General features: G+C 59.0%; 14 protein-coding genes. 2 read left to right on the forward strand and 12 right to left on the reverse strand.

Annotated features, from left to right (window positions below):
* Nucleotides 1-6: 6 nt before the first annotated feature.
* From nuoL to NT179_10835, 10 genes are all read right to left on the reverse strand, one after another.
* Nucleotides 7-1,971 carry an NADH-quinone oxidoreductase subunit L gene (gene nuoL, locus NT179_10790; GenBank protein MCX5722497.1) on the reverse strand — a complete coding sequence of 655 codons (1,965 nt, stop codon included), beginning with the start codon at nt 1,969-1,971 and terminating at the stop codon, nt 7-9.
* A gap of 1 nt (nt 1,972) precedes the next feature.
* The gene (gene nuoK, locus NT179_10795) at nt 1,973-2,275 is read right to left on the reverse strand and encodes an NADH-quinone oxidoreductase subunit NuoK (protein MCX5722498.1); all 303 of its coding nucleotides are present in this window, start codon (nt 2,273-2,275) and stop codon (nt 1,973-1,975) included.
* A gap of 30 nt (nt 2,276-2,305) precedes the next feature.
* Nucleotides 2,306-2,830 carry an NADH-quinone oxidoreductase subunit J gene (locus tag NT179_10800; GenBank protein ID MCX5722499.1) on the reverse strand — a complete coding sequence of 175 codons (525 nt, stop codon included), beginning with the start codon at nt 2,828-2,830 and terminating at the stop codon, nt 2,306-2,308.
* An 8-nt stretch (nt 2,831-2,838) separates the two neighbouring features.
* Nucleotides 2,839-3,426, reverse strand: a complete 588-nt coding sequence (nuoI, locus tag NT179_10805) for an NADH-quinone oxidoreductase subunit NuoI (protein MCX5722500.1) — start codon at nt 3,424-3,426, stop codon at nt 2,839-2,841.
* Between the two features lie 19 nt (nt 3,427-3,445).
* Entirely contained in the window at nt 3,446-6,139 is a 2,694-nt protein-coding gene (locus NT179_10810) for a molybdopterin-dependent oxidoreductase (GenBank protein MCX5722501.1), read from the reverse strand.
* Between the two features lie 72 nt (nt 6,140-6,211).
* A complete protein-coding gene (gene nuoD, locus NT179_10815; protein MCX5722502.1) occupies nt 6,212-7,456 on the reverse strand; it encodes an NADH dehydrogenase (quinone) subunit D in 1,245 nt (414 codons plus the stop codon).
* A gap of 17 nt (nt 7,457-7,473) precedes the next feature.
* A complete protein-coding gene (locus tag NT179_10820) occupies nt 7,474-7,977 on the reverse strand; it encodes an NADH-quinone oxidoreductase subunit C (GenBank protein ID MCX5722503.1) in 504 nt (167 codons plus the stop codon).
* Between the two features lie 10 nt (nt 7,978-7,987).
* A complete protein-coding gene (locus NT179_10825; protein ID MCX5722504.1) occupies nt 7,988-8,515 on the reverse strand; it encodes an NADH-quinone oxidoreductase subunit B in 528 nt (175 codons plus the stop codon).
* The gene (ndhC, locus tag NT179_10830; protein MCX5722505.1) at nt 8,506-8,889 is read right to left on the reverse strand and encodes an NADH-quinone oxidoreductase subunit A; all 384 of its coding nucleotides are present in this window, start codon (nt 8,887-8,889) and stop codon (nt 8,506-8,508) included. Before ndhC ends, NT179_10825 begins: the two co-directional genes overlap by 10 nt.
* A gap of 174 nt (nt 8,890-9,063) precedes the next feature.
* A complete protein-coding gene (locus NT179_10835) occupies nt 9,064-9,273 on the reverse strand; it encodes a hypothetical protein (GenBank protein MCX5722506.1) in 210 nt (69 codons plus the stop codon).
* Nucleotides 9,274-9,424: 151 nt separating this feature from the next.
* Here NT179_10835 and NT179_10840 point away from each other — a divergent pair, with 151 nt between their 5' ends.
* On the forward strand, nt 9,425-10,504 hold the full coding sequence (locus NT179_10840; protein MCX5722507.1) for a hypothetical protein: 1,080 nt from the start codon (nt 9,425-9,427) through the stop codon (nt 10,502-10,504).
* A 94-nt stretch (nt 10,505-10,598) separates the two neighbouring features.
* Nucleotides 10,599-12,920, forward strand: a complete 2,322-nt coding sequence (gene priA / locus NT179_10845; protein MCX5722508.1) for a primosomal protein N' — start codon at nt 10,599-10,601, stop codon at nt 12,918-12,920.
* Between the two features lie 3 nt (nt 12,921-12,923).
* On the opposite strand, the gene NT179_10850 is transcribed toward priA, so the two are convergent.
* On the reverse strand, nt 12,924-13,367 hold the full coding sequence (locus tag NT179_10850; protein MCX5722509.1) for a hypothetical protein: 444 nt from the start codon (nt 13,365-13,367) through the stop codon (nt 12,924-12,926).
* An 87-nt stretch (nt 13,368-13,454) separates the two neighbouring features.
* Nucleotides 13,455-13,826: a response regulator gene (locus tag NT179_10855; protein MCX5722510.1), complete on the reverse strand. Its 372-nt coding sequence runs from the start codon at nt 13,824-13,826 to the stop codon at nt 13,455-13,457.
* Nucleotides 13,827-13,921: the final 95 nt, after the last annotated feature.

Genomic DNA, 13,921 nt, shown 5'->3' on the forward strand with positions numbered 1-13,921 from the left:
GTGTGCTTATAGTTGCATGATGAGCTGAATAATCACCGCCAACAGGAACAGGCCCGCCACCAGGATCGCGGCATAATGATGCACCATGCCGCTTTGCAGCTGCCGCCACTGTCTGGCGATGAGATGGTTGCCGTATCCGATCACGTTGAGGCCGCTGTAGACCACATACTTCTCCATCCAGGTCGAGCCGGCCGCGCCCAATTCTGCCATCTGGGCCACTCCACGGACGAGGCCATCGATCACGGTGCGGTCGAACCAATCGAGCAGCTCCCCCAACTTTTTGGTCGGCTCCACAAAGAGCCGATCATAGAGCTCATCGACGTAGTACTTGTCGAGCAGCGTCTGATAGGCCGCCTGAAACTTGGCCGCCAGCCGGTCCGGCGCCGAGAGGTTCACACTGTAGAAATAATGCGCGACGCCCCAGCCGAGCAACGCGATCCCTGTGGCCACCATCATGAGCGTCAGCACCAGGCCGGTGCTCGCGGTATGTTCGGCTCCCGCTCCCGCAACCGGCGCCAGGAATCCATGGAGCCAGCCATGCTCGGGAGGAAAGCCCAGAAGCCCGCCGAAAATGGACAGCACGCCCAACGCCATCAAGGGGCCGACCATCACCATCGGCGATTCATGGACATGTTCCGCCGTATGGTGATCCATGCGGGACGTGCCGTAAAACGTCAGATAGGTCAGGCGGAACATATAGAAGGACGTCAGCAATGCGCCGATGGCGGCCATGCCATACAAGAGATAATGCTCATGCGTGAAGGCATGGGCCAGAATTTCATCTTTGCTCCAGAACCCCGCCAAGGGAGGAATGCCTGCGATGGCGATGGTGCCGATCAGGAACAGACGATAGGTCCAGGGGATCTTCGAGCTGAGGCCGCCCATCTTTCTGATGTCCTGCTCGCCCGAGAGCGCGTGGATCACCGATCCGGCCGAGAGGAACAAAAGAGCCTTGAAGAAGGCATGGGTCATGAGGTGGAACACGGCGGCCGTATAGGCCCCGATCCCGCACCCCAGGAACATATAGCCGAGCTGGCTCACCGTCGAATAGGCCAGGACGCGTTTGATATCCGTTTGCACCAGGCCGATGGTCGCGGCAAAGAGGGCCGTGAGACCGCCGATGACGCCGACGATCGTCATGGCCGTGGGCGACAGATCGAAGATGGCATGGTTCCGCACGATCATGTAGACCCCGGCCGTCACCATCGTCGCAGCATGGATGAGGGCGCTGACAGGGGTCGGGCCCTCCATCGCATCGGGGAGCCAGGTATAGAGGGGCAGCTGCGCGGACTTGCCGACTGCGCCGACAAGGAGACAGAGCGCGATCGCCGTCGCCATGTCCGGAGAAAGCTGCCCGACCTGGGCGAAGACCTTCGTATAGTCGAGCGTCTTGAAATTGATGAAGATCAGGAAGATGGCCAATAGAAAGCCCGCATCGCCGATGCGGTTCACGACGAAGGCTTTCGAGGCGGCCTTTGCGGCTGAGACCTTGTCGTAATAGTAGCCGATCAGGAGATAGGAGCAGAGCCCGACCCCTTCCCACCCGATGAAGAGGACGAGATAGTTGTTCCCCATGACGAGGAGCAGCATGGAGACCATGAAGAGGTTCATGTAGGTGAAGAAGCGGGTGAACCCCGCTTCTCCATGCATGTAGCCGACGGAGTAGATATGGATCAGGAAACCGACGCCCGTCACCACCAGCAACATGATGCAGGTGAGCGGATCGACGAGGTAGGCCAGATTGATCGTCAGATCGCCGCCGAAAATCCATTGATAGGCGACGACTTCATGCGCGGTGCCGGTCTGGACGACGTCGACAAAGACGCCGAGCGTGCAGAGAAAGGACAGGCCCACCGATCCCCAGGCCAGGCGATGGGCGATCTCATGGGAATAGCGCTTGCCCGCGAGCCCGTTCAGGAGCACGGCCAGCAAAGGGAACACCGGAATCAGCTTGATCAATAAATCTGTCACGTTACCACTTCAAAAGATTCATCTCGTCCACGTTCGTGGAAATCTTTCCACGGAACACGACGATGATAATGGCCAGCCCGATCGCCGCTTCCCCTGCTGCAATGGCAATGATAAAGAGGGCCACCAGTTGGCCTGCCATCGATTCCAGGTAGTAGGAAAAGGCGACGAGGTTGATATTGGCCGCGTTCAACATGATCTCGACGGACATCAACACGATGATGAAATTCCGCCGGATCAACACGCCGAGCAGGCCGGTGAGAAAGAGGACGGCGCTGACGGCGACATATGCGCTTAAAGGAACCATAGGCCTCGTGGACTGAACAGGGTGAACCCCTTACCTATCACGTTTGTCGACGATCGGCTTCGGCGTTTTCGCCAGCACGATCGCTCCGATGATGGCGCCCAACAGGAACACCCCGACAATTTCAAACTGCAACAGATAATCGCTGAACATCTTGATGCCGACTGCGTAGGTATCGCCGTCCTGGAGGACCGCCACCGTGGGGGCATCGCCCTTCGCACCCTTGAAAGGTGAGCGCATCAGCAGAAACAGGACATAGGCCGATCCGATGGCAGCAGGCGCCAGGAAATACCGGTAGGAGGAATGGAAATACCGGTCGTCGGTTTTCAGATTCAAGAGCATCAGCACGAAGAGGTAGAGGACAAGGATCGCGCCGGCATAGACAATGACCTGCACGGCCCAGAGGAACTCGGCGTTGAGGAGGATGAAGAGTCCGGAGACATGGAGCAACAGGGCCAGGAGCGCCAGACCACAATGGACCGGGTGCTTGAGCGCAACCGTCATCACGCCTGCCACGATGCTGGCCAATGCGAAATAAGTAAAAAAGACCACAACCATGAATCGACTCAGCCCAAATGCTTCGGTGGTGGTTGAGTCGGCTTCAGCACCGATTGCGGGAAGTAATACCGATACTCCCGGCTTTCCTCAACGTTCTTTTCCTGATTATGCGCGTACAAGTATTTTTTTGCATCGTCGAGATGGCGCTCGCCGATGTCGTATAGCCGCTTCTTGTCGAACAGCAGGGTGCGTTTGTCGTGCGTCGAAAACTCATACATCTTCGTCATGGCCAGGGCGTTGACGGGACAGGCCTCGACGCAATAGCCGCAAAACACACATTTCGTAATGTCGATATAGAACTCGCTGGCGAACCGCTGCAGCGGGCGCTTCACATCTTCCGCGCTGACAACCTTGATGCAGCGGGAGGGGCAGGCGGCTTCGCAGAGGTCGCAGCCGACACAGCGCTCCTGATGATCGTCGTAGCGCAACAGGGCCAGCGCCCCCCGGTGCGTATCGGGGAGGACCCGCTGCTCCCGCGGATACTGGAAGGTGATGGGCTTGTGGAACATATGCTTGAACGTGACCTTCATCGCGTCCCAGATCTCGTAGAACAGGGCGGCCTGGAGAATTTTTTTGATCAGTACGGTGATACGCATGTGCGCTTCCTGTTTCCCCTTACGCCTTGTCGATCGTCACGCGGGTCTGCTTGAACGAGGGCACGCCGGTCGTCGGATCGATCTGGACCGCCATCAGGTCTTTCACCGGAGGCTCATTGAAATGCTCCGGGAAGAAACAGGTCTGCGGCGTGACGAACTGATCGGCCTGGACCGCCAATTGGAGCGAACCGCTATCCGACGTGAGGCGCACCCTCGCCCCCTCACTCACTCCGAGCCGCTTCATATCTTGCGGATTCATCTTGAGCCGGCCGGTATTGGGCGCGATCTTGATGAGACCGGGCGCTGCCGTGGACATCTTGCCTGAGTGATAGAGGACCTGCCCCATCAGCAGCGTGAAGGGTCGCTGGTCCTTAGGGGCTGGAGCAGAAGCCTGATAGCGCGCCGAGACTTCGGAGGCATAGCCGCTGGACAGATAACGGTCCACCGTCGGCACGACCTTGCGGGGCTGCCCAAGGTTGTAGTACCCGGGGAGCAATTTCATGATTTCGGCTTGAATATCGTTCGAGGATTCATAGGCCCACTCACAACCCAGCGCGTTGGCCAGCGCCGTCATGATATGCCAATCCGGCAAACTTTCCCCGATCGGATCCATGGCCTCACGGACACGCAGGACGCGACCTTCCAGATTGGTGAAGGTGCCGTCCTTTTCCGCCGAGGTGCAAGCAGGCAGCACCGCATGGGCCATCCGAGCCGTGTCGGTCAGAAAGGGATCCTGGACGACGAGCAACTCCAACCGATCCAGCGCAGCACGAACCCCCATCGACGCGGGCAAGGTTGCCAGGGGATTTTCGCCGACCACATAGAGGGCGCGAATCTCGCCGCTCTTGCAGCGATTGAGAATCTCGACAAGGTTCGCGCCGGAGCTGGCTGCCGGGAGCGGCATATTCCAGGCCTTGCCGAAACGGTCACGCGCGGCTTGATCGTTGAATGAGGCTTGCCCGGGAAGGAATTCCGGCGCGACGCCCATGTCCACGGCGCCCTGCTCGTTCGGCTCTTCCGTCACGGTATTCACCCCGCAACCTGGCTGGCCCAGCTTGCCGGTGATCCAGGCGAGGTCGATCAGCTTCAACACGTTCTGACAGCCATTGGCTTGGCGGACGATGCCCTCGGCGCAGAGGATGATGGAGCGGGGCGCTTCGGCGAAGATCGCCACGGTGCTCCTCAAGGAATCGACCGACATGCCGGTCTGCGCCTCGATCCGCTCCAATGAAATATGAGCCACGGCGGCCTTCAGGGCCTCGAAGGCCCGCGGGTACTTTTTGACGCTTGCCTCGTCGATCAAGTCCAATTCCAACGCGGCCTTGATGAGTCCATCGATCACGAGCCCTTCCGTTCCCGGATTGATCAGGACGGGATGGGACGCGAGCCGGGCCATGTTCGTCACGGTGGAGTCGATCACGACCACTTGCGCCTGATACACGCGCAGCGCTTCCTTGATCCGCACGGCCGTAAGGGGATTCGTCTCCGTAATATTGGAGCCGATCACGATGATCGCCTGGGCCTTCGTCAGGTCTTCCCAGTCGTTCGGGCTCCGCCCGATCCCCAAGGCCTGCCGGGAGGCATGCACGAAATTGAGATGGCCGTAGCGCGCGCTGCTGTCGAGATGGTTGGTCTTGAATCCGGTGCGCATGAGCTTCTGGAACAGATACAGCTCTTCGTTGGTGCAGCGGGCGGTAATCAAGCCGGCAATCGCGCCCGGTCCATGCTTGCGCTGGATCTCGGCGAATCGCTCAGACACAAAGTGCATGGCTTCGAGCCAGGGAGTCGGCACGAGCTGATTGCCCTTGCGGAGAAGCGGCTGCTTCAGCCGGGCCTGGCTATCGATGTACTCGAACCCGAAGCGCCCGCGCACGCACAGCCCTCCATGGCCCTTGGCCGTGTCGGCCCGGTCGCCCCATTTATTCTTCCAGGAGAGAGGCGAGGTCACGCGGACGACTTCGGCGTCCTTGGTCTCAAGATGCATCTGGCAGCCGTCCCCGCAGTAGTTGCAGGTCGTGGTGGTCTTTTTCATCTGCCAGGGCTTGTACAGATACTTGGAGAACTTGTTCGTGATGGCGCCGACCGGGCAAACCGCGAGGCAATCGCCGCAGAATTCGCAGGACAACGCCACGTCGCCCTTCGGCACGACTTGATTGAATCCGCCCTTCTTCATGAACTGGAGCACGTCGATCATCAGCACGTCCTTACAGACGTTGATGCATTCCGCGCAGGCGATGCAGCGGTTCATGTTGAAGTCGAGCACCGGGCTGCGGGTATCTTCCGGAATGAATTTTTGTTTCGCGTTGGGCAGGTTTGTGACCCCGTGCTGGAACGCCATGTCTTGCAGTTCACAATGGCCGTCAGCGTCGCAGACCGGGCAATCGAGCGGATGGACCGAGAGATGCTTCTCCACCGCTTTCTTCCTGGCCAGGAAGAGGTCCTCGCCCTCGGTTCTGATGATCATGCCAGCTGCCGCCTTGGCGGTGCAGGAACGAACCGGCGCTTTCTTGCCTTCCTGCATGACCAGACACATGCCGCAGGAACCGAAGGGATCGAACGTATAGTGGTAGCACATGGCCGGAATGATCTTGCCCGTGCTGGAGATCACGTCGTACAGCGACACGCCGTCCTTGGCGGTCACGGTTTTTCCATCAATCGACAGTTCGATCGTGGTGGCTTCCACGTCAGGATTGGTTGCTGGCTTTAAACCCATGTTCTCTTCCCCGTGAAACGCAAAACGAAATCGTCGCTCTACCGTTTACTGTTCACTTCTCACGTTTCACGTCTACCGGTCGCACTCACCCATCACAATATCGTAGGTCCCGAAGAGCGTGATCGCGTCGGCGATCATGTAGCCCCTGGACATATAGTCGAACGCGCCCATGTGAATGAAGGAGGGGGCGCGAATCTTCAAGCGGTAGGGTTTCCCGCCGCCTACGCTGACAATGTAAAAGCCCAGTTCGCCCTTATGCGCTTCGGTGCCGCAATAGATCTCTCCCGGAGGCGCATCGAACCCCTGGGAGAAGAGCTTGAAATGCTGGATCATCGATTCCAGATTCGTAAAGACTCGCTCTTTCGGCGGCATGGTAACGCTGGGCACCTCGGCCATGATGGGGCCGTCCTGCATCTGCTCCAGACATTGCCGGATGATCTTCACGCTTTCATAGAGTTCCTGAACGCGAATCCAGTACCGATCGTAAGTGTCGCCGTTCTTGCCGAGCGGCACGCTGAATTCGCATTTTGGGTAAGCCGAATAGGGTTCGGCCTTCCGGAGATCGTAATCGACGCCGGACCCGCGGAGCGTCGGGCCGCTGAGGCCGAAACTCACGGCATCTTCCGCCGAGATCACCGCCACGCCCTTCGTCCGCGCCACCCAAATCCGGTTCTTCTCCAGAAAGACGATGTATTCATCGATTTTCGGCGGGAAGTAGTCCAGGAACTGTTTCAGCTTGTCGAGCAGCGACGCGGTAAAGTCCCGTTCGACGCCGCCGATGCGGTACCAGCTGGTCGTGAGCCGCGCGCCGCAGAGCTCGTCGAACCAATCCAGCAAAATTTCCCGGTCGCGGAAACAATAGAAGAAGACGGTCATGGCGCCGATGTCGAGGGCCTGGGTGCCGAGCCAGAACTGATGGCCGATGATCCGCTGCACCTCCGCCACGATCGTGCGCAAATATTCGGCGCGGTCCGGCACGGTGATGTTCATGAGCTTTTCGACCGCGCGGCAGTACGCGAAGTTGTTGTACATCGCGCAGACATAGTCGAGCCGGTCCGTATGGGGAATGAACTGGTGGTAGGTGCCGTCTTCCGCGAGCTTCTCGACGCCGCGATGGAGGAATCCCAGCACGGGGGTCGATTTAACGAGGCGCTCGCCTTCCAGCTCGAGAATGACTTTCAGCACTCCATGGGTGCTTGGATGCTGAGGCCCCATGTTGAGCAGGAGCTCTTCCGTCCGCAGGGTCGGCAGAGTCTCGCTTTCCGGATGGGCCGGATCGACCTTATAGACGGTTGTACGTTGATCTTCAAAAGCCATCGTCTATCCTACAGGGCCTACCGGGCCGTTTCGTCCAGGAATTCGAAGGTGTCGCGCCAGCCCTTGCCGCGCAGCGGGAAATCTTTTCGCAGCGGATAGCCTTCGGTGTAATCGTCCGGCATGAGGATCCGGCGGAGATCCGGATGGTTCCGGAAACGGATGCCCATCATGTCGTACACCTCGCGCTCCATGAAATCCGCGCCCTTCCAGAGATCCGTCAGAGAATCCACGATGCAATCCGATTCCGGCGTCCTGGTTTTGAGGCGGATGCGCTGGCGCTTCTTGATCGAATAGAACTCATACACGACTTCGAACCGCTCGTCATCATCAGGCCAATCGACCGAACTCACATGCACGATGTAGTCAAAGTCCATGGCCGGGTCGTCATGGAGAAACTGCGCCACCTCATGGAGCCGCTCCCGCGGCACGGTCACCGCAAGCTCGCCGCGCCACTCGACGATTTTCGTCAAGCCGGTGGGGAACGCATCCTGGAGCTGGCTGATCACTTGCTGCAATGACATGGATCGAACCCTATACCTTATAGCCCGGCCTGACCTGCTCCGGCTGTTTCAGGAACACGCGCTTCTGCATGATCCGCTCCTGCAATTTAAGGATGCCGTCGAAGAGCGCCTCCGGCGTCGGAGGACAGCCCGGCACATAGATATCCACCGGCACAAAACGATCGACGCCCTGGACGACGCTGTAACTGTCGTAGATATTTCCCGACGTGGCGCAGGACCCCATCGCAATGACGTATTTCGGCTCAGGCATCTGGTCGTAAATTTTCCGGATGACTGGCGCCATTCGGCGGCAGACGGTCCCGGCCACGATCATCAAATCGGACTGCCGTGGCGAAGCCCGGAAGACGCCGGCCCCATACCGGTCCATATCGTAACGTGACGACACGGCGGCGATCATCTCGATCGCGCAACAGGCCAAACCGAATGTCATCGGCCAGAGCGAGCCCTTGCGAGCCCAATTGACAGCTTTTTCGACCGTGGTGGTCACGATGTCCGGTGTGCCGTCCTTGTCGTGTCGACCGATTTGGATCAGTCCCATTCCAGGGCTCCCTTGCGCCAGGCGTAAATATAGGCGACCAAAAACAACGCGATAAAAATCAGCATTTCGATCAGTCCGATAAACCCGATCTTGGTGAACACCACCGCCCAGGGATAGAGAAAGATCACTTCGATATCGAAAATCACGAAGAGCATGGCGAAGATGTAATACCGGACCGGGAACGGCATGCGCGCATCGGAAAACGGCTCCGATCCGCACTCATAGGTGGTGAGCTTCTCCGGTTCCGGATACTTGGGTTGGACCAAATAACTGAGCAGTAGCGTGACCACGCCGAACGCCAGCGCCACGAAAATAAACAGCAGAATCGGAAAGTATCGGGTTAGGTACTCAAGGAGTAACTCGAAACCGCTCATAGGGCTGACCTTTCAACACCTTGCGTACAAATGAGAGCGGGATCTTAGACTCTGGATTGCGGGGATAGCAAGCGTCCAAAGGACCTATAGCCGAGACCCGAAAGTCCTAGGCACGGCGGCCTTGCGCGTGGCATCCCTCAAAAAGCAGGAGCCGGCCATCCGGCAGAAGACGCGCTACGAAGATTTTTTGGCTTTGTTCGGCGGAGTGGGCGCCATGCGACCTGATGGCATACGCAGATGGGAAGGAGGCACCTGGTCGACTTGATCCCATTCAGGCTCCAAGGACGAAAAGGCCTTGGCCTTCTTCCGGCGGTGAATCTGGGTCTCAATACGAGGAGGAGTCTGGCGTGGGGCCTTGTCGACGGAGGGTCTGTCAGGAGCCATGGACGTTCCCGATCTGTGAGCAATCGATCTTCACACACCTTAGCATCGGGTGAATTGGCGGGTCAACGAGGCAAAGCCTCAATATTCTTGACAATACAGGGCTACTTGCTATGGTTTGAGAGCACTCCTTGTCTTACGGAAGGGCACCCCCATGGCTCACTATTCAATGAAATATGTCGTTTCGTCCATCGCCTGGACCCTGGCCCTGCCGCTCTGTTCTTTGGCCGGGACAGCAGACACTCTCAATGCGATCCGGTCCGGAGAGCAGGCCCTGGCCTATTCGTCCGGCGCCATCCAGCGATCGACTCCCCAAGATGGGTTCGTGAACGTGATTACCGGCGACAATCAGACCACCGGAGATCACATGATCCTGGGCAGCCTGGATATCCTGTATCTTCGACTGGTGAATCCCAGCGCGGCGGCGCCGGGAGATCTCTTCACGATCTACAAGCGAACGCACAAAGTCTTCCATCCGACTACTGGTCAATATCTGGGCCATTTGGTTAACCGGCTTGCTGTGGTCCAAGTGACCCAGACTGACAAGGACCTGACCACCGCTCAGATTGTCCGGGCCTACGCAACGGTATCGCCGGGCGACCCGGTAATGAAGCTCGTCCTCCCGATTCACGAAGGAACGGTCGGCAGCCAGCCCTCCGCCAGTGATGTGGAGGGACGGATCGTGGAGCTTCAGTCCGACATGGGCACCATGAACCTCGTGGCACAGGGGAATGTCGTCTATCTGGACCGGGGACGGGAAGATGGAATCAGGGCAGGGGATCGCCTGGACGTCATCCGGTCAGGAGGGAACCTGCCCCAACGGGTCGTGGGAGAAATAAAGGTCCTGTCCTTGGAGGACCAAACTGCCACGGCGCTGATCACCAAATCGACGTCCCGCATTCTCAAGGGCGATCGTTTCCGCACGAAAACTCATGTGTCTCCCATCGCGCCGATCTCTCGATCTCCCAAACGATCCCCTGGTGTCATGCTTGCGCCGACGGCCAAGTCGATCGAGCAGGACGATACAGACTACCGCCTATCCCTCCTCAGTCCTGGGAAACGCAGCGCTTCGATCACGGCAGTGGACGTAACGAGCCAGGCAGCTCCAACGGATCAGTCCACAGTGGACCCATTATCTGTCCCTGCAACATCGGTCCAGGACGCGATTCCTCCATCAGTCGGCCAAGGCGACTCGGATCAAAGCCCCGAGGTTCCGGCCGTCCCTCTCCCGTAAACTCACAGAACATCGTGCGGAGGGCTGACGTGATCGCGTCAGCCCTCCTTTCTCTCTCGTTGTTCCCACTTTTCTACTGCTGCTACAATGCCGCATGATTTCGACCCAAGCCCCTCCCCGCACGGAGCCTGAGGCTCTGTTCGCAGACGTCATTGTCCCGCGACATCTGGCAGGCCCCTTCACCTATATCGTACCCCTGTCGCTCAAGCCGACGCTGCGCATCGGCCATCGCGTGCTTGTGCCCTTCGGGCGAACCATGCTCCAAGGAGCGGTCGTCGCTCTTTCCCCTCTGCTGCCTTATGGCCTGAACCCGGCGCGCCTCAAAGAAATTCACTCGTTGCTCCCGGAAGGGACCGCAACCGATGTGCCGCCCAACCTGTTCCAACTCTCACAGCAGGTGGCCGAGCAATATGTCGCGCCATGGGGGCAATGTCTCAGGCTGATACTGCCTCCAACCGCCAAGCCACAGAAGCCGATCAGCCACTACCAGCTAACAGAGCAAGGGAGGGCCGCAGTTGCAGCACGAAAACCCTGCTCGGTGAAGGAACGGGCTCTGCTCGTCAAGCTGAGCAAAACACCATCGGGACTTCGCAAGTCCTCCCGCCGCTCCGGCCTTGCCGACTTATTGCAAGATTTCACGGTTCGTGGATGGGTGCGGGAAATTCAGGATCTGCCCGCTGCTTCGACAACGCCGCTCGCCCAACCGTCCACACAATTGAGCCTGGCTCATGCCGACCACGCTGCGCCGCTCCTTCACGATCCAGCCCTCTCGTGGGCTGAGCCGCTCTTTGACACATTGAAAAATCCTGGCCCCTCCCGGGTTCTGGTACAGGCTCCCTGGGCCGATCGATTGAGGCTGTTACAGCAGACTATTCGCCTGATACTCGATCGTGGGCAAACGATCCTCATTCTCGTGGGTGAAGCAGAGCGGGCCCAATGGGTGGCAGACTTGCTCCGTGATAATGAACGGAACATTGCCCCGGCCTGCGTCCATAGCGGACTGTCGGACCAGGCAAAAGCCGAGCTCTGGGATCAGATCCATCGGCAGGTCGTTCGAGTGGTCGTGGGAACCAGATCGGCCATCTTTCTCCCATTGACTGCTATCGGGGCAATTTGGGTCGAGGGAGAAGAAGATGCAGCGCTCAAAGAAGCGCAGGAACCCCGCTACCATGCAAGGGACGTGGCTTGGTTGAGGGCGCAGACTGAGCGAACGGTGCTGATCCTGAGTTCTTCCCATCCTTCCCTCGAAACCAGGGCGGCCGTGAAACAAGGCGGAGTCATCATCCTCAAGTCCGTACCGTCCAATGCGCGGCCTGCCATACAAGTCGTGGATCTCCGCAAGCAGGGATACGGCACGGTGCTGAGCCAGCCGCTCCTTCGGGCCATCCAACAGACGATCAGCCGCAAGGCCGGCGTCCTCCTGTTTCTCAACCGGAAGGGTTATGCCGGCGCCCTCGTCTGTCGCGACTGCGGCCAGGTGCCCCGCTGTCCCGCCTGCCGCGTGGCGCTGATGTATTCTCGACAGGCGGATCGTCTGCTCTGCTCCTATTGCGGAGGCAGATCGTCCATCCCGGAAACCTGTCATTCCTGCTCCGGCCCCCGCATGCAATTGATCGGAGAGGGCACAGAGCGGGTCGAAGAGGATGCCAAGCGATTGTTTCCCCACGCAGCCGTGATCCGGCTCGATGGAGATACCATGAAGAAGCCGGCAGAGGCCGAGGCTCTCTGGCGAAAGATCGACCGGGGGGAATGGGATATCATCGTCGGCACACAATTGCTCTTACGGCGCGGACCGCTTCCGGCCATGGGCCTCGTCGGGATGGTGCAGGCGGACGCAGGCCTCAGCGTGCCGGATTTCCGATCAGCCGAACGCACCTATCACACATTGCTCGATGCCGTAGCGCTCGCCGGTCCGGCAGGGGCTGGAGGCCAGGTCATCATGCAAACCTCTCTGACCTCGCACCATGCGATTCAGGCCGTGGCACAGGATGACGAATCCCTCTTCCTCTCGGAGGAACTATCCCATCGCGCAGCGTTGGGCTATCCGCCCTCGGTCCATCTGATCGCCCTCCTCGTCTCGGGGACCGATGGAAACATGGTGCGCGACGCGGCCACAGCCTGGGTGGCTCGACTCACCGCCTACGCAACACCCTCCGTAGCAGGACAAGCGGCCAGGGCAAAGACCCGTCCGATGGCTCCATTGATGGGTAGACCAGGCCCTCTCACAATTCTCGGCCCAGTCCCCTCTCCCGTGGCAAAACTCCGGAGCCGCTATCGGTGGCAAATTCTCGTGAAATCGCTCGAACGGGAAACGGGGCTCGCGGCGGTGCGAACCACGGTCAAGGACATGGAACGAACCCACCATCGCCGGTCCATTAAGTTCGATGTCGACGTCGATCCGATCGAGATGTGGTAGCAACTATCGATTCTTGCGGGAACGCCTCGATTGAGGCGCAGGCAGAGGGTTGCCTGGCGCTTCCGATGAAGGAGCGAGACTTGGCTGACTGGCTCGTTTAAAGAGCCCGTAGGCAAACGTGATCCAAAAGACCGCCGAAAAAATTCCCGTCAGAACGGCTGAAAGGATCGCCCCCATCTGTTCGTCAGTCGGCTCCGCCGTGATCGAGCGAACCTGCACCATCGTCATGATCGGCCAAGCCAAACTCTCCAGGCCCAGCAGCAGAGTGGCCCAGGCCCAGACCAGTCCGATCGTGCGCCCTTGCCAGAGCAGCAGTCCTGCTGCGGCCCCTGCAACGAGTACGATTCCCCAGGGTGAAAACGAGTCCCAGGCCAGCCAGGCACCTGCTGCCACGACGAGACTGCCCAATACAGCATTGAGTTGAGGGTTCCACCAACCGGTAACCATACTGAACGTTCCTCTCCGTGGACGAGGGGCCAGTGTGAATTCTGACGGCGTGGTTGTCAATGGAGGGTGAGGCAAAAGGAAACAGGGCTAGGTCGGTAATTCTGCGTGGACTGCGTCGAGGAGCGCCTTCATCTCAAACGGTTTCTGCAGCGTGCGGTGGGCGCCTAGCATTTTGGCCACGTCCAGAAAATTGAGCGTGCCAACCATCTCGCTGCCGCCGGTGATCGCGATGACTTTCACATCTGGGAATTCCCGTCGCAGCCTGGAGGTAGTCTCCAGACCGTCCTGATCGGGCATGAGAATGTCCATAATGATAAGGTCGGCCGGGGCCCGCCGACATTGCAGAATGGCTTCCTTCCCGTCACGCGCTTCCGCAACCTGATAGCCCGCCTGCTCCAATGTTTCTCGGATCAAGCGGCGGATCTGGTCTTCGTCATCGACAACAAGAATAGATGGCATCGTCCTCGTGGCTTCGGTGAATGACTCCGTGCCTCAAATCCCTGCACGCTGAATCTTCTAGGTAATATTTATGACTGTACCATCTCCCTGGCGAG

It is taken from the genome of Nitrospirota bacterium, from assembly GCA_026387665.1.
Lineage (GTDB): Bacteria > Nitrospirota > Nitrospiria > Nitrospirales > Nitrospiraceae > Palsa-1315.